The 15,608-nt window shown below is 73.3% G+C and carries 14 protein-coding genes and 1 pseudogene; 9 read left to right on the top strand and 6 right to left on the bottom strand.

The genetic code is table 11. The features are described 5' to 3' along the window. The first annotated feature begins 42 nt into the window (after window positions 1-42). The gene (locus ACWDYF_RS13125; RefSeq protein ID WP_381737566.1) at window positions 43-240 is read left to right on the top strand and encodes a hypothetical protein; all 198 of its coding nucleotides are present in this window, start codon (window positions 43-45) and stop codon (window positions 238-240) included. Between the two features lie 77 nt (window positions 241-317). Here ACWDYF_RS13125 and ACWDYF_RS13120 read toward each other — a convergent pair whose 3' ends face one another. Next, on the bottom strand, window positions 318-3,719 hold the full coding sequence (locus ACWDYF_RS13120; RefSeq protein WP_389462955.1) for a S41 family peptidase: 3,402 nt from the start codon (window positions 3,717-3,719) through the stop codon (window positions 318-320). A 228-nt stretch (window positions 3,720-3,947) separates the two neighbouring features. Here ACWDYF_RS13120 and ACWDYF_RS13115 point away from each other — a divergent pair, with 228 nt between their 5' ends. From ACWDYF_RS13115 to ACWDYF_RS13085, 7 genes and pseudogenes are all read left to right on the top strand, one after another. After that, entirely contained in the window at window positions 3,948-4,550 is a 603-nt protein-coding gene (locus tag ACWDYF_RS13115) for a TetR/AcrR family transcriptional regulator (RefSeq protein ID WP_018566870.1), read from the top strand. A 132-nt stretch (window positions 4,551-4,682) separates the two neighbouring features. After that, window positions 4,683-6,905: an MMPL family transporter gene (locus tag ACWDYF_RS13110; RefSeq protein WP_381737569.1), complete on the top strand. Its 2,223-nt coding sequence runs from the start codon at window positions 4,683-4,685 to the stop codon at window positions 6,903-6,905. Window positions 6,906-6,971: 66 nt separating this feature from the next. Further along, window positions 6,972-7,141 (top strand): annotated as a pseudogene (locus ACWDYF_RS13105) (Scr1 family TA system antitoxin-like transcriptional regulator); the annotation flags it as partial. A 4-nt stretch (window positions 7,142-7,145) separates the two neighbouring features. After that, complete coding sequence (locus ACWDYF_RS13100; RefSeq protein ID WP_389462954.1) at window positions 7,146-7,331, top strand: DUF397 domain-containing protein; 186 nt, start codon at window positions 7,146-7,148, stop codon at window positions 7,329-7,331. Between the two features lie 39 nt (window positions 7,332-7,370). Beyond that, window positions 7,371-7,874 (top strand): YbaK/EbsC family protein, encoded by a 504-nt coding sequence (locus ACWDYF_RS13095; RefSeq protein WP_381737572.1) that lies wholly within the window; start codon window positions 7,371-7,373, stop codon window positions 7,872-7,874. Further along, window positions 7,871-8,716 carry an EamA family transporter gene (locus tag ACWDYF_RS13090; RefSeq protein WP_381737574.1) on the top strand — a complete coding sequence of 282 codons (846 nt, stop codon included), beginning with the start codon at window positions 7,871-7,873 and terminating at the stop codon, window positions 8,714-8,716. Before ACWDYF_RS13095 ends, ACWDYF_RS13090 begins: the two co-directional genes overlap by 4 nt. 103 nt (window positions 8,717-8,819) lie before the next feature. Then, window positions 8,820-9,095 (top strand): DUF1876 domain-containing protein, encoded by a 276-nt coding sequence (locus ACWDYF_RS13085; RefSeq protein WP_064537477.1) that lies wholly within the window; start codon window positions 8,820-8,822, stop codon window positions 9,093-9,095. Window positions 9,096-9,138: 43 nt separating this feature from the next. Here the strand turns inward: ACWDYF_RS13085 and ACWDYF_RS13080 are convergent, their stop codons facing one another. From ACWDYF_RS13080 to ACWDYF_RS13065, 4 genes are all read right to left on the bottom strand, one after another. Beyond that, complete coding sequence (locus ACWDYF_RS13080) at window positions 9,139-10,317, bottom strand: serine hydrolase domain-containing protein (protein WP_389463299.1); 1,179 nt, start codon at window positions 10,315-10,317, stop codon at window positions 9,139-9,141. Window positions 10,318-10,418: 101 nt separating this feature from the next. Further along, window positions 10,419-11,195, bottom strand: coding sequence for an energy-coupling factor ABC transporter ATP-binding protein (locus ACWDYF_RS13075; protein WP_382844661.1), 777 nt, complete (start codon window positions 11,193-11,195; stop codon window positions 10,419-10,421). Continuing rightward, window positions 11,183-11,944 (bottom strand): cobalt ECF transporter T component CbiQ, encoded by a 762-nt coding sequence (cbiQ, locus tag ACWDYF_RS13070; RefSeq protein ID WP_389462953.1) that lies wholly within the window; start codon window positions 11,942-11,944, stop codon window positions 11,183-11,185. The genes ACWDYF_RS13075 and cbiQ overlap by 13 nt, the downstream gene beginning before the upstream one ends. A gap of 1 nt (window position 11,945) precedes the next feature. Then, the gene (locus ACWDYF_RS13065; protein ID WP_389462952.1) at window positions 11,946-13,010 is read right to left on the bottom strand and encodes an energy-coupling factor ABC transporter permease; all 1,065 of its coding nucleotides are present in this window, start codon (window positions 13,008-13,010) and stop codon (window positions 11,946-11,948) included. A gap of 220 nt (window positions 13,011-13,230) precedes the next feature. Between ACWDYF_RS13065 and ACWDYF_RS13060 the strand changes: the two genes are divergently transcribed. Further along, a complete protein-coding gene (locus tag ACWDYF_RS13060) occupies window positions 13,231-13,590 on the top strand; it encodes an SsgA family sporulation/cell division regulator (RefSeq protein WP_381737581.1) in 360 nt (119 codons plus the stop codon). A gap of 44 nt (window positions 13,591-13,634) precedes the next feature. Here the strand turns inward: ACWDYF_RS13060 and ACWDYF_RS13055 are convergent, their stop codons facing one another. After that, window positions 13,635-15,305: a penicillin-binding transpeptidase domain-containing protein gene (locus ACWDYF_RS13055; protein WP_389462951.1), complete on the bottom strand. Its 1,671-nt coding sequence runs from the start codon at window positions 15,303-15,305 to the stop codon at window positions 13,635-13,637. Window positions 15,306-15,608 lie beyond the last annotated feature (303 nt).

The raw sequence follows: 15,608 nt of genomic DNA, 5'->3' as shown, positions 1-15,608 counted from the left end.
CCCACTTGGGGACCGCATTCACCCACACGGGAGTGACACAGCATGGGTATGAAGGACAAGTCCCAGGAGCAGGCCAAGCAGTGGCAGCAGCAGGGCAAGGAGCGCGCCCAGGAGGGCCGCGAGAAGGCCGGCCAGCGCGCCGGGCAGCGCGCCGACCAGCAGCGTGACCGCGCCCGCCAGGGCATCGAGGACACGCACGACGAGGCCCACGACCGCCTCAACGAGGACTACGACCGGTAACTCGCCGAGCCGCGTGGACCGTTGCTGATCCGTGGGGTGTCCCGTCCGCCGGGGCACCCCATGCGGCCGCCGGGCCCTCAGTCCGGCCGCGGCGGCAGCTTCGGACGGGCGAGGTCGGGCACGCCGCCGTAGCCGGGCGGGGTCGCGGCCGGGTGCGACGCCAGCAGTTCCAGGGCCAGTTCGATGGCCCGGTCCATCTCGACGTGCCGCCCCTCGGCCCAGTCCAGCGGGGTGCGCAGCGCCTCGATGTCGGGCTCGACGCCGTGGTTCTCCACGGACCAGCCGTACGCGTCGAACCAGGCCGCGTTCATCGGCACCGTGATCACCGTGCCGTCGCCGAGCCGGTGCCGCCCGGTCATGCCGACCACGCCGCCCCAGGTGCGCTGGCCGACCACCGGACCCAGCTCCAGCAGCTTGATCGCGGCCGTGATCATGTCGCCGTCGGAGCTGGTCGCCTCGTCGGCGAGGGCCACGATCGGGCCGCGCGGCGCGTTGGAGGTGTACGAGACCGGCCGGGCGTCGCGGGTCAGGTCCCAGCCGAGGATGGTCCGGGTCAGCTTCTCGATGACCAGTTCGCTGATGTTGCCGCCCGCGTTGCCGCGTACGTCCACGATGAGCGCGGGCCGGGACATCTCCATGCGCACGTCCCGGTTGAACTGCGCCCAGCCGGAGCCGCCCAGGTCGGGGATGTGCAGATAGCCGCACCTGCCGTCGCTCAACTCGCGGGTGACCGCCCGGCGTTTGGCGACCCAGTCCTGGTAGCGCAGCGGCCGGTCGTCGACCAGCGGGACGATCGCCACCCGGCGGGCCGGTCCCTGGCCGCCCGCGGGCGAGAACGTCAGCTCCACCGTCGTACCGCCGGACCCGGCCAGCAGCGGCCAGGGGCCGGTCACCGGGTCGACCGGCCGTCCGTCGACATGGGTCAGCACGGCGCCCGCGCGGATGCCGGTGCCGGCCAGCGGCGAGCGGGCGCGCGAGTCGGAGGAGTCGCCGGGCAGGATCCGGCGGACCGTCCAGCCCTCCTCGCGCGGCACCAGGTCGGCGCCGAGCAGGCCCTGCCAGCGCTGGTAGTGCGCGGGGCCCTCGTTGCGGCGGGCGGCGGCGACATAGGCGTGGGAGGTGCCCAGCTCGCCCAGCACCTCGCGCAGCAGATCGGCGAACTCGTCGGGGGAGGCGACCCGTTCGACCAGCGGCCGGTACTGGGCGAGCACCCCGTCCCAGTCGATGCCACACATCCGCGGCTCCCAGAAGTACGCCCGGATCAGCCGCCCGGCCTCCTCGTACGCCTGGCTCCACTCGGCGCCCGGGTCGACGACGTGCAGGATCCGGCGCAGGTCGATCCAGGTCGTGGAGTCGCTGTCGCCCACCTCGGTGGAGGGCACCGCGCGCAGCTCGCCCTCGTCGACCACGACCAGCCGGGTGCCGTCGCCGCTGACCGCGAACCAGTCGAGGTGGGCGACGAGTTCGGACTTCTTCGCCTTGCTGATGTGGAAGTACTCCAGGGTGGGCCTGCCACTCGTGTCGTCCGGGTTGGCGAACGTCTCCCCGAGCGCGCCGGAGATCGGCCAGCGCTGCCAGACCAGGCCGCCGCCCGCGACCGGGGCGAGCGCCGAGTACTTGGAGGCGATGACCGGGAACGGCGTCACCCGGCTCTCCAGGCCCTCCACCTCGACGGTGACCGCGCCGGGCTCGCCGTTCTCCTCGTCCTCCACCGGGTCGAGCCCGCCCGCCGCCGGGCGCCCCTCCGGGTTCAGCGCGAAGGGGGAGGGCGTCGCGGAGGACAGCGGGACCAGGTAGGGCTTGCAGCCGAGCGGGAAGGACAGGTCGCCGGTGTGCACGTCGTAGACCGGGTCGAAGCCGCGCCAGGACAGGAAGGCCAGATAGCGGCCGTCCCGGGTGAAGACGGGGTTCTCGTCCTCGAAGCGGCCGTCGGTGACGTCGATGACCAGGCCGTCCTTGATGCGGGCCAGCCTGATCTGGCGCAGTGTCCGGCCGATCCCCGGCTGCGACCAGGTCAGCCAGGCGCCGTCCGGGGAGAACGCGAGGTCGCGCACGGGGCCGTTCACGGAGCGGACGAGTTCGGTGACGGTGCCGCGGGGGGCCGGGGCCGCCTCGTCCCGCGCGCCGTTCTCCCCGCTGTCCCCGCTGCCCCCGCTGCCCCCGCCGCCCTGGCTGTCCGCCGCGTCGGCCGCGTCGGCCGGGCTGTCGGCGGTCGCCGTGCCGCCCGCGCCCTCCCCGCCGTCCTCCTCCGTCACGTCGAGCAGCAGCAGCCGTCCGTCGTGCGCGGCCAGCGCGAGCCGTTCGCCCTCGGGGTCGGCGGCCATCTCCAGCACCCGGCCCAGCTCGCCCTGGGCGATCCGGCGCGGCGGCCGGGGCCCGGTGGCGCGCGGCAGCTGGGCGATCTCCACGGCGTCCTCGCCGCCCGCGTCGGTGACGTAGGCGATCCGGCCGCCGGAGCCGAGCATCTCCGGGAGCCGGACGCGGACGCCGGGCGTGTCGGTGAGGGTGCGCGCGGGGCCGTCGCGGTGGGTGAGCCAGTACAGGGAGCCGCGGACGACGACCGCGCTGGCCCGGCCGGTCTCGTCCACGGAGAGGCCGTCCAGGTTCTGGGCGGCCGGGACGGGGTGGCGGCGGCGTCCCGCGCGCGGCCCGCTGAGCCGTACGTCCAGGCGGCGCGGCACCGAGTCGGGGGAGAGGTCGTCCACGATCCACAGGTCGCCCGCGCACTGGTACACCACGCGCCGCCCGTCCCCGGCGGCGTGCCGGGCGTAGAAGGCGTCGTGGTCGGTGTGGCGGCGCAGGTCGGAGCCGTCGTGGGCGCAGGAGTAGAGGTTGCCGACGCCCTCGTGGTCGGAGAGGAAGGCGATCCGGTCGCCGACGAACATCGGGCAGGCCAGATGGCCGTTCAGATCGGGCAGCAGCCGCTGTCCGTGCAGCCAGAGGCGGCCGGTGGCGCCGCCGCGGTAGCGCTTCCAGGAGGCGGGTTCGTGGGGCGGCGTGCCGGTCAGCAGCAGGGTCCTGCGCTCGCCGCCGGTCTCGGCGGCCTGGATGTCGGCGACCGGCCCCCAGGGCAGTCTGCGGCCGGGGGAGCCGTCGGTGGCGACCTTGTAGGCCGAGGTGAAGTAGGAGAACGGCTCGCCGTGCGAGGTGACGGCGAGGATCTCGCGGTGCCCGTCCTCCTCGGGCGGCGTCCAGCCGCACACCTGGGTGTCGGAACTGCCCCAGTACGTCAGCTGCCGGGCGGGCCCGCCGTCCACCGGGACCAGATGGATCTCGGGTGCCAGGCTGCGCCAGCTGGTGCAGGCGATGTGGCGGCCGTCGGGGGAGAAGCGGGGGTGGCCGGTCTTGGTGCGGTCCACGGTGAGCCGCCAGGCCCGGTCCGCACCGTCGAGCGGCGCCAGCCACAGGTCGTCCTCGGCCACGAAGCACAGCAGGTCGCCGCAGAGGTGCGGCATACGCAGATAGCTCACCTCCTCCATGCTTCGCCGGGCTGCCGGGCGGGGCAACCGGAGCACCGCGGCGGGAGCACTCCGGTTGCCCCGCCCGGCAGCACTCCGGAGCACTCAGGGGCTCCATCAGGGGGCTCCTTTACGGGAATCCGACAGAAGTGACCCAACCCACGTACGAAACTGTTTCGTTTCGATAGGTGAGTGCGCTACATTCGTGTCGTACGAAACCGTGTCGTGCACAGCGGGAAGGCGGACGGGATGACCGAGATGACGGCGGTACGCCGGAGCCGGATCACGCCCGAGCGCGAGGCCGAGCTGTACGCGGCCGTCCTCGACCTGCTCCGCGAGGTCGGTTACGACGCCCTCACCATGGACGCCGTGGCCGCCCGTACGCGCTCCAGCAAGGCCACGCTCTACCGCCAGTGGGGCGGCAAGGCCGAACTGGTCGTGCGGGCCGTGCGGCACGGCAAGCCCGGGAAGCTGGAGGGCACCGACACCGGCACGCTCCGCGGCGACCTGCACGCGCTGACGAGCCGTGAGGACGACTGCACCATGGAGCAGAACTCCGCGCTGATGCGGGGCCTGGCCATGGCGATGCACTCCAACCCGGACCTCAGACAGGCCTTCCGGGAGCAGTTGATCGAACCGGAGATGGCCGAGTTCAAGCGGCTGCTCCAGCGGGCCGTCGACCGGGGCGAGATCCGTCCGGACTGCCCGGCGCTGGACTTCGTGGTGCACATGCTGGCCGGCGGCTTCGTCGTCCGGGCGCTGATCGAGGACCAGCCGCCGACCCAGGACTTCCTGCGGTCGTACATCGACGCCGTGGTGCTCCCCGCCCTCGGCGTGCCCACCACCTCCTGAACCGCCCTCCCCAGGCACCTCAGTAGCTCTCCTCCTCCCCAGCAAGCCCACCTTCTGACGTCACCGCTCACGTCGTCGGGCTGATGACCCCTGCCCTGATCCACCCAACGACCTGACCGGGAGTACGCCCACGTGGCCACGTTCCTGTACAAACTTGGACGCCTCGCCTTCAGGCGACGGCACTTCGTCGCGCTGATATGGGTGGCGCTGCTGACCCTCGCCGGTGTCGGCGCCGCCTCCGCGCCCCCCGCGGGCAACACGTCCTTCTCGATCCCCGGCACCGAGGCGCAGAAGGCCTTCGACCTGCTGGAGCAGCGCTTCCCCGGGGCGAGCGCCGACGGGGCCACCGCCCGCGTGGTGTTCAAGGCACCCGGCAGCGGGAAGATGACCGACGCCGGGAACAAGGCGGCCGTCGAGAAGACCGTCAAGGAGCTGTCGGACGGCTCCGAGGTCGCCTCCGTCGCCGACCCCTACACGGGCAACGCCGTCAGCAAGGACGGCACCGTCGCCTACACCTCGGTGAAGTACAAGGTCTCCGGCATGGAGCTGGAGGACTCCTCGCGCACCGCGCTCAAGGACGCCGCGCAGCACGCGCGGGACGCCGGGCTGACCGTGGAGATCGGCGGTGACGCGCTCAGCGCCGCGCCCGAGACCGGGGCCACCGAGGTCATCGGCATCGCCATCGCCGCCGTCGTGCTCGTCATCACCTTCGGCTCGCTGCTGGCGGCCGGGCTGCCGCTGCTGACCGCGATCATCGGCGTCGGCATCGGCGTCTCCACGGTCACCGCGCTCGCCAGCGCCCTCGACCTGGGCAGCACCACCTCGATCCTCGCCTCGATGATCGGCCTCGCGGTCGGCATCGACTACGCCCTGTTCATCGTCTCCCGCTACCGCGCGGAACTCGCCGAGGGCCACAGCCGCGAGGAGGCGGCGGGCCGGGCCACCGGCACCGCGGGCTCCGCCGTGGTCTTCGCCGGACTCACCGTCGTCATCGCCCTGGTCGGCCTCTCCGTCGTCAACATCCCGATGCTGACGAAGATGGGCATCGCCGCGGCCGGCACGGTCGTCGTCGCCGTCCTGATCGCGCTCACCATGATCCCCGCGCTGCTCGGCTACGCCGGCCGCAGGATCACGCCGACCGGGGGGAAGAGCAGGCTGCTGGGCGGCGGCCGGGCCGCGAAGAAGGCGCAGCAGCCGGCCCGGGACAACATGGGCACCCGCTGGGCGCGGTTCGTGGTGCGCCGTCCCGTCGCCGTGCTGCTGCTCGGCGTGGTCGGCCTGGGCGCCGCCGCGGTGCCCGCCACCTCCCTCGAACTGGGCCTGCCGGACGACGGCTCCCAGCCGGTGTCCACCACCCAGCGCCGCGCCTACGACCTCCTCTCCGAGGGCTTCGGGCCCGGCTTCAACGGCCCGCTGATGGTCGTCGTCGACGCCAAGGGGAGCGGTGACGCCAAGGCCGCCTTCACCGAGGTGACCGACAGCATCAAGGGCCTCAAGGACGTCGTGACGGTGACCCCGGCCCAGCCCAACAAGGCCGGCGACACCGCGACGATCACCGTCGTCCCGAACTCCAAGCCGTCCTCCTCCACCACCGAGGACCTGGTGCACGCCATCCGCGACGCGGGCAGCGGCATCAAGGCCAAGACGGACGCCGAGGTGCTGGTCACCGGCTCCACGGCGATGAACATCGACGTCTCGCAGAAGCTGAACGACGCGCTGTTCCCGTATCTGGCGCTGGTCGTCGGACTCGCCTTCCTGCTGCTGATCGTGGTGTTCCGCTCCGTCCTGGTCCCGCTGAAGGCGGCGCTCGGCTTCCTGCTGTCGGTGATGGCGGCGCTCGGCGCGGTCGTCGCGGTCTTCCAGTGGGGCTGGCTGTCCGGCCTGATGGGCGTGGAGGAGACCGGCCCGGTCATGTCGATGATGCCGATCTTCATGGTGGGCGTCGTCTTCGGCCTCGCCATGGACTACGAGGTCTTCCTCGTGACCCGGATGCGGGAGGCGTACGTCCACGGCGAGCAGCCCCGGCAGGCCGTGGTGACCGGCTTCCGGCACGGTGCGCGCGTCGTCACGGCCGCCGCGGTCATCATGATCGCCGTCTTCTCCGGGTTCATCGGCTCCAGCGAGTCGATGATCAAGATGATCGGCTTCGGCCTGGCCGTCGCGGTCTTCTTCGACGCGTTCGTCGTCCGCATGGCCATCGTCCCCGCGGTCCTCGCCCTCCTCGGCCGCCGCGCCTGGTGGCTGCCGAAGTGGCTGGACCGCGCGCTGCCCAACGTGGACGTCGAGGGCGAGGGCCTGCGCGCGCTGTCCTCGGCGGACGGCCGCGAGGACGACCGGGAACCGGCCCTGGCCTGACCGGATACATGGACGAGGGCGCGGCTTCCTGCGGGGGCCGCGCCCTTGGCGTTCTGTCCGGGGTCTGAAGGCCGCTCGGTGGAGATGCTGCTGTACAGCACCCACACCATCAACGGCCTGCTCCAGACACCGGAGTACATGAGGGCGCTGTACCGGGTACGCCACCCTCCGCTTTCGTGCAGGAGCAGGTGACGCTGGAGCGGCCGATCGGCGGGAAGGCGGTGTTGCGCCGTCAGGACTATGAGCACTCCGGACTTCCACTGGTTCAAGAGCAGCTACAGCGACAGCAACGAGCCCGGCGATTGCGTCGAGGTCGCCAACACCCCCGCAGCGGTCCACGTCCGTGACTCCAAGCGTCCGGAGGCCCCGCGCCTCGCCCTCGCCCCCGTTTCCTGGGCGGACTTCGTGGCGTACGTCGGGGAATGACTTCGCGGGGAGCGGGCGGGCACCGCTACCGTGCCGGGCATGACGATGACGAACGGCACCCCCGGCGTCCACCCTCGCTTCGTCGCGGCCCTGACCGAACTGGGGCTCGACGAGCTGGCCGGGCGGGTGCGGCACTTCCCCGAGGCCACCCGCACCGCCGCCGAGGCCGCGGCGGCGGTCGGCTGTGAACTGAGCCAGATCTGCAAGTCGTTGATCTTCGCTGCGGACGGCGTGCCGGTGCTCGTCCTCATGGACGGCGCCTCCCGTGTGGACGTGGAACGCGTCCGCGAGGAGCTGGGCGCGGAGCAGGTCACCCGCGCCAAGGCCGACGTCGTACGGGACACCACCGGGTACGCCATCGGCGGGGTGCCGCCCTTCGGGCACCGCACGCGGACCCGGGTGCTGGCCGACCGCTCGCTGCTGGAGCACGACATGGTCTGGGCCGCGGCGGGCACCCCGCACACGGTCTTCCCGATGGCCCCGAAGGAGCTGGCCGAGCGGGCCGGGGCCGTCCTCGTGGACGTGCGCGAGCGCGCTTCGTGACGCCGCTGGTCACCGCGGCCGTCCTGCTGGCCGCGGTCACCCACGCCTGCTGGAACGCCCTCGCGCACCGCATCCCCGACAAGCTCGTCGGGTTCACCCTGATCTCCGGCGGCGGGGTGCTGATCGGCGTGGCGCTGGCCCCGTTCGCGGCCTTCCCGGCGGCGGGCGCGTGGCCGTACCTCGGCATATCGGCGGTGCTGCACGTCGTCTACTACGTGCTGCTGATGACGTCCTTCCGGCTGGGCGACTTCGGGCAGACCTACCCGATCGCCCGGGGCACGGCACCGCTCGTCGTCACGGTCCTGGCCGCCGTCTTCGCCCACGAGGTGCCGGACCTGTGGGTGACCGGCGGCATCGCGCTGTCCTGCGCGGGCCTGACCGGGGTCGCCCTGTGGGGCCTGCGCGGACGCCGCCCGAACTGGACGGCGGTCGGCGCCGCGCTGGCGACCGGCCTGTCCATCGCCGCGTACACGGTCGTGGACGGCCTGGGCGTACGCGCCTCCGGCTCGTCCCTCGGCTACATCGCCTGGCTCATGGTCATCGAGGGCGTGGCCGTCCCGGTGTACGCCCTCGCCCGCTGGCGCGGTCGCACCGCGGCGCTGCTGCGCCCCCACGCCGCCCTCGGCCTGCTCGGCGCCGCCCTGTCCGTGACGGCGTACGGCATGGTGCTGTGGGCGCAGACCCGCGCCGACCTGGCCCCCGTCTCCGCGCTGCGCGAGTCCTCCATCCTGGTCGGCGCGGCCATCGGGGCCGTCTTCTTCAAGGAGCGCTTCGGCGCACCCCGGCTCGCGGCGGCGGGCCTGCTGGTCGTGGGCATCGGCCTGATGCTGCACGCGGGTTAGCCGGTCCTGCCGCACGCGGACCGGCCGCCCGCCGGGCACCTGGTGCTGCGTACCGCCCCGGGAGGGAGCACCCTGGAAGGAGGTGTTCCCGGAGGTGATGGTCATGATGAAGACAGCCGTGGGATGGCATGTGGAGCTGGAGTTCCAGGAGGACGGCCAGCACACGCGGGCGGCGGCCATGGTGCGGCTGCCCGACGGCAGCGAGATCCGAGGGCACGGGCGGGCCAGCAGGCACCGTACCGACTCCGACCAGCCGCGCGTCGGTGAGGAGATCGCCGGGGCGCGTGCCCTCAACGAACTCGCGATGGAGCTGCTCACGAAGGCGCACGAGGAGATCGACAGCGCCTCGGGCCGCACCTCCCAGCCGATCCACGTCTGAAGTCTGAAGAGCGCCTCGCGCGGGGCGCGTCCGGCCGGTTGCGTCAGGCCGGTCGCGCCAGCGCCGTCCGGACCGCCCGGACGAGCGCCTGCGCGCGCGGGTCCGCCGTCACGCTGCCGCGGAAGCCGTTGGTGACGTAGCCGAAGGCGGTGCCGGTCTCCGGGTCGGCGAAGCCGAGGGCGCCGCCGCGGCCCGGGTGACCGAAGGAGCCGGGGCCGAGCAGCGGGGACGCGCCGCCGTGCAGCATGTACCCGAGGCCGAACCGGGTGCCCACCACCAGCACCCGGTCCGCGCCCGCGGACCGCTCGGCGCGGGCCAGCTCCAGCGTGCCGGGCTCGAACAGCCGCCGGCCGCCGTCCACCTCGCCGATCAGCGCGGCGTAGAAGCGGGCCAGGCCGTCGGCGGTGGCGATGCCGTTGGACGCGGGCAGGGCCGCCGCGCGGTAGGCGGCGTCGTTCTCGTCGGGCAGCGGGGTGATCGCGCCGAAGGCGCGCCGGGTCAGCGAGCCGGGGTCCGCGTAGGCGTCGGCGACCGCGCGCTTGGGGCGCAGCCGCAGCCCGCCCGGGGACTCGGGCGCCGTGACCGGTCCGACCCGGCCCGCGCGCCCGGCCTCGGCGGCGGGCAGCCCGACCCACAGCCCGGCGCCCACCGGAGCGGCGATCTCCCGGGCGATCCAGGCGCCGATCGGCTCGCCCGTCACCCGCCGCACCAGCTCGCCGGTCAGCCAGCTGTACGTCTGCGCGTGGTAGCCGTGGCCGGTGCCCGGCTCCCACACCGGGGCCTGCGCGGCGACCGCGCGGGCGCCCAGGTCCGGGTCGGCGGCCTCGGCGGGGGTGAGCGGCCGGTCCAGGACCGGGACGCCCGCCCGGTGGGCGAGCAGCTGCCCCACCGTGGTCCGCTCCTTGCCGGCCGCCTTGTACTCGGGCCAGTAGGCACCCACCGGAGCGTCCAGGTCGAGTGCGCCGCGCTGGTGCAGGAGCAGGAGGGCGGCGGCGGCGACGCCCTTGGTCGCGGAGCGCACTATCTGCGCGGTGCCCTGCTCCCAGGGCGCATCCCGCGGGTCCCCGTCGACGTCCCGGCTCCCGGCCCACAGGTCGACGACCTTGTGCCCGTCCCGGTACACCGCGAGGGCCGCGCCCCGCTCACCGCGTACGGCGAAGTTCTCGGCGAACGCGTCCCTGACCGGTCCGAAGCCCTCGGCCACCGCACCGCTCACGTCCACGTCCACACCCGTACTCCTGCCACTCGTCACTCGTATCCGTCCGCAGCCTGCGACAGTGAGTGCAACACAGAGGCGGTGCCTGCGATTCCTCGGGGGTGGCCTCAGCCCCTGGGGGCCGAGGCCACGCGCGGGTCGAAGCCGAAGGGCAGTTCCAGCCGGTGGGCGCGCATCAGGTCCTCGTCGGACAGGAGATCCCCGGTCGGTCCGTCGGCCGCGATCACGCCGTCGCTGAGGATCAGCGCGCGCGGGCACAGCTCCAGCGCGTACGGGAGGTCGTGCGTGACCATGAGCACGGTCACGTCCAACGAGCGCAGGATGTCGGCCAGTTCGCGGCGGGAGGCCGGGTCCAGGTTGGAGGACGGTTCGTCCAGGACCAGGATCTCCGGCTCCATGGCGAGCACGGTGGCCACCGCGACCCGGCGGCGCTGGCCGAAGGAGAGGTGGTGCGGGGGCCGGTCGGCGAACTCCGCCATGCCGACCCGCTCCAGGGCGGTGCGCACCCGCTGCTCCAGCTCGGGCCCCTTCAGCCCGGCCGCCGCCGGACCGAACGCGACGTCCTCGCGCACGGTCGGCATGAACAACTGGTCGTCCGGGTCCTGGAAGACGATCCCGACCTTCTGCCGGATCTCGGCCATGTGCCGCTTGCCGACCGGCAGCCCGGCCACCGTCACCGTGCCCGCGCCGCCGCTCAGGATGCCGTTGAGATGCAGCACCAGCGTGGTCTTCCCGGCGCCGTTCGGACCGAGCAGCGCCACCCGCTCCCCGCGGGCGACGGCGAAGTCCACGCCGAACAGGGCCTGGTGGCCGTCCGGATAGGCGAAGGCGAGGCCGGAGACCTCCAGGGAGGGCGGCGTCGAAGGCGTAGTCACAGGGTCCATCCCAGCAGACAGACGAGGAGCGCCGCACCGGGGAGGGCCAGCGCGTACGACCACTGGGCCCGGGAGGCGGTCGCCTCGTCGATGACCGGCATCGAACCGGCGTAGCCGCGGCTCACCATGGCCAGGTGGACGCGCTCGCCGCGCTCGTAGGAGCGGATGAACAGCGCACCGGCCGACTTGGCGAGCACGCCCCAGTGCCGGACGCCGCTCGCTTCGAAGCCGCGCGACTCGCGGGCGATGCGCATGCGCCGCATCTCGTCGGTGATCACATCGCCGTAGCGGATCATGAAGGAGGCGATCTGCACCAGCAGCGGCGGGAGCTTGAGGCGTTGCAGGCCCAGCAGCAGTTCGCGCAGTTCGGTGGTGCTCGCCAGCAGGACCGAGGCGGCGACGCCGAGGGTGCCCTTGGCCAGCACGTTCCACGCGCCCCACAGGCCGTTCACGCTCAGCGAGAGCCCGAGGACGTGCACCCGCTCGCCCTCGGCGACGAACGGCATCAGCACCGCGAACGCCACGAACGGGATCTCGATCAGCAGCCGCTTGAGCAGGAACCCGGCGGGCACGCGGGCCACGGCGGCGGTGCCGGCCAGCAGCACCGCGTACAGCGCGAACGCCCACACCGCCTCACGCGGGGTGGACACCACGACCACCACGAACGCGAAGGCCGCGGCGAGCTTGGTGTGCGGCGGCAGCCCGTGCACGGGGGAGTGCCCGTGCCGGTAGAGCCGGTGCGCGTGGCCCGCTCCCATGTCAGGCCGCGGCCTGGGAGGGCGGTGTCTCGGATCCGGCCGTACGGCGCCTGCGCACGACCCAGAAGACTCCGCTGCCCACGGCGATGGTCACGCCGACGCCGATCACCCCGGCGAGCCCGCCGGACAGCCGGGCGTCGGAGATGTCCTTGACGCCGTAGTCGGCGAGCGGGGAGTCCGCGGAGGCGTGCGGCTCCTCCTTCTGGTCGATGCCCTTGTCGTGGGCGACCTTCTCCAGGCCGTCGGGGCTGGCGGAGGCGTAGAAGCTGACGAAACCGGCCAGCACCAGCGAGGTCACCAGGCCGGTGATCCACAGCTTGCGGTGCGGCCGCGCGGTGGCGGCGGCGGCCGGGGCGGGGGCCGGTGCGGCGGCGGGGGCGTCGACCAGTTCGCCGCCGACCCGCAGCTTCAGCCGCTGCTCCAGACCGCGCGCGCCGTACACCAGGTCGGGGCGTACGGCGATGACGGCGCCCACCGTGAGCGCGGTGATCGCGGCCTCGCCGATGCCGATGAGGACGTGCACGCCGATCATGGCGGTGGCGACCTTGCCGATGGCCACGTCGGTGGTGCCGCCGGCCGCGTAGATCAGCGTGAAGGCGACGGAGGCGGCCGGGACGGAGAGCAGCGCGGCCACGAAGGAGGCGACCGTGACCGAGCGGCGGCGGCGCGGCAGCACCTTCACCAGGCCGCGGAAGACCGCGTAGGCGACGACCGTGGTGACGATCGCCATGTCGGTGATGTTGACGCCGAGCGCGGTCAGGCCGCCGTCGGCGAAGAGGATGCCCTGCATGAGCAGGACCACGCAGACGCACAGGACCCCGGTGTAGGGGCCCACGAGTATCGCGGCCAGCGCCCCGCCCAGGAGGTGGCCGCTGGTCCCGGCCGCGACCGGGAAGTTGAGCATCTGCACCGCGAAGATGAACGCGGCGACCAGGCCGGCGAGCGGTGCGGTCCGCTCGTCGAGTTCCCGGCGCGCGCCGCGCAGGCTCACCGCTACGGCACCGGCGGCGATGACTCCGGTGACAGCGGACGTGGGAGCGTTGATGAATCCGTCAGGCACATGCACCGTTCGATGATAGTGGCGTGTTGCGAACCTCTTGCAAGAGCGAGGTGGTAGGCATCTGCGGCGAGTACGGGACGGATCGGGACCGGCGCGGGAAGCGGATCGGGACGCGGGGGCATGAAACCGCAGATGTGGGACATTGGTAAAGAGGAGTGCAGAAGCGAGTAAACGTCTCGCTGGTGTCCGCCTCGCGTCGAGGTCACCTAGTGTGAGGGGCCGTCCGATGACCGCAGTCGAACAGTACGCGCGAGCCCGTGTCGTCACCGAGGACGACCATCAGGACGAGCACTGCGGTGTCCCGGTCGTCCTGCGTTACGACCCCCAGGACGACCCGGGCGCGGTCCGGATGGCTCTGCCCGGCCTGCCCGAGCGGACGTTCTCCCGGTCGCTGCTCGAACAGGGCCTGCGGGCCCCGACCGGCACCGGCGAGGTGCGGGTGTGGCCGTGCGGCCGGGTGCAGGCCGTGGTGGAGTTCCACTCGCCGCGGGGCGTCTCGGTGGTGCAGTTCGAGACGAAGACGCTGCTCAGATTTCTGCGGCGTACGTATGCGGCCGCCGCGGCGACGGCGATGGCGCACCACTGAGCCTGCCTGGATCCCGGCAGGGCTCAGCCGCCGTTCCCCACGGCTCAGCCGCCCTTCTTCAGCAGGGCGGCGACGATCGGGCCCGCCGTGTCGCCGCCGTGGCCGCCCGCCTGGACCACACCGGCCGCGGCGAGGTCGCCGCGGTAGGCGGTGAACCAGCCGTTCGGCTTCTCCTGCCCGTCGACCTCCGCCGACCCCGTCTTCGCGCCGTAGTCGGGGCCGAGTCCGGCCATCGCCTGGGCGGCGGTGCCGGAGGCGGCCGTGTACCGCATCAGCTCCCGCAGCTGGGACAGGGTGGACGCGGACAGCGTGCGCGAGGCCGTGGCCCGCTTGCGCTTGCCGGTGTCCGGGGAGACCAGATAGGGCTGGTGGAAGGTGCCCGCCCGGACGGTCGCGGCCACCGACGCCATGTTGAGCGGGTTCATCCGGACCCCGCCCTGGCCGATGAGCGAGGCGGCCTTCTGCGCGGCCGACTGCACCGGCACCGCGCCGTCGAAGGACGGCACCCCGATCGACCAGTCGTCCCGCGCCAGCCCGAACACCTCACGGGCCTGCCGGGTCAGGTCGTCGTCCTTCAGCTTGCCCGCCTGGCTGATGAAGGCCGTGTTGCAGGAGCGGGCGAAGCTCGCCTTGAAGGTGCCGCCCTTGATCTCGAAGTCGTCGTCGTTGTGGAAGGTCCAGCCGCCGTAGCTGAACGTCTTGGGGCACGGGTGCTCCTTGTCCACGGCCGCCAGCTTCTTGTCGAGCAGCAGCGAGGCGGTGATCACCTTCATCGTGGAGCCGGGCGCCAGGGAGCCCTGGAGGGCGGTGTCGAAGCCGTGCCCGCTGTTGGCCGCCGCGAGTATCTCGCCGGTGGACGGGCGCAGCACCACCACCGAGGCGCGGGCCCGCCCGGCGACCTGCTGCTCGGCGGCCGACTGGAGCGCCGGGCTCAGGGTGGTGCGCACCGTGCCCGGGGTGCCCTTGCTCAGCTCGACGAGGGTCTTGTCCGCCAGCTCGGCCTTCTTCGACGCGGCGCCGCGCACCACGCGCAGCTCGACGCCCGCCCGGCCGCCCGCCGTCTTCCCGAACTTCTCGCGCAGCCCGTCCAGGACCGAGCCCAGTGACGGGTACGCGGCTGTGGTGAGCGCGCCGCCGTCCCGGTCCAGGGCCTTGACCGGCGGGGTGCCGGACGCCCCGGTGACGAGGGTGTCGCCGTCCTTCAGGTCCGGGTGCACGACGGCCGCGTGCCAGTCGACCACGGGTATGCCGTCCGCCGCGCGGCGCACCACGGTCAGCGCGCTGTCGTACGCCAGCGGCTTGCTCACGCCCTGGTAGGAGACCGTCGCCTTCACGGAGAACGGCACCGTGCCGCCGCGCGGGGTGCCCTGGGTCAGGGTGACGTCCTTGAGGCGGGCGTCCTTGGCGTATCGGGCGAGCAGCGCCGAGGCCGCGGCGGAGTCGGTGGTGGAGGCGGCCGCCTCGGCCGCCCGGCCCTGCTGCCAGGAGGTGAGGAACCGCCCGGCCGTGGTCTGGACCTCCAGCGCCGTCACGGGCCCGGTCCGCACCTTCTTGTGGGTGCCGGCCGCCGACGTGGTGCGGCCCTCGGCCTCGGCACCGCCGCCGGAGAGCGTGTAGGCGCCGACCGCCGCGCCGCCCACGACCACGGCGACCACACCGCCGACCACCGCGGGCCGCGTTCTGCGCCGCTCGGCGACGCGCCTTCTCCTGCCCACTGGCTTCCGTCCTCCGCGCTGCCGGGCCCCGCCGCGCCGCCCGCGCTGCCGTGGCCGCCGTCGTCCTGTCGTCCCCGTGGTGTCGTGCTGCCGTGCTGTCGTGCTGCCGTGCTGTCGCGCGACGGCCGTACTGCCGTACTGCCGTACTGAGACACGCCCGGACCACCCTAGGGTCCGGGTCCGTCGCGGTGGCCGACTCGGACCGTCCGTAGCCAACCTGCGACATACGGCGCCGGGGCGCACGCCGGACGGGGCAGTGGAGGTGCGCGGCGGGGGGCGCGGCCCTACCCCGGGGAGGGGCGG

The sequence above is a fragment of the Streptomyces sp. NPDC003284 genome (assembly GCF_053589675.1).
Note: the sequence above shows the minus strand (reverse complement) of the source record. Positions and strands in the feature narration are given on the sequence as shown.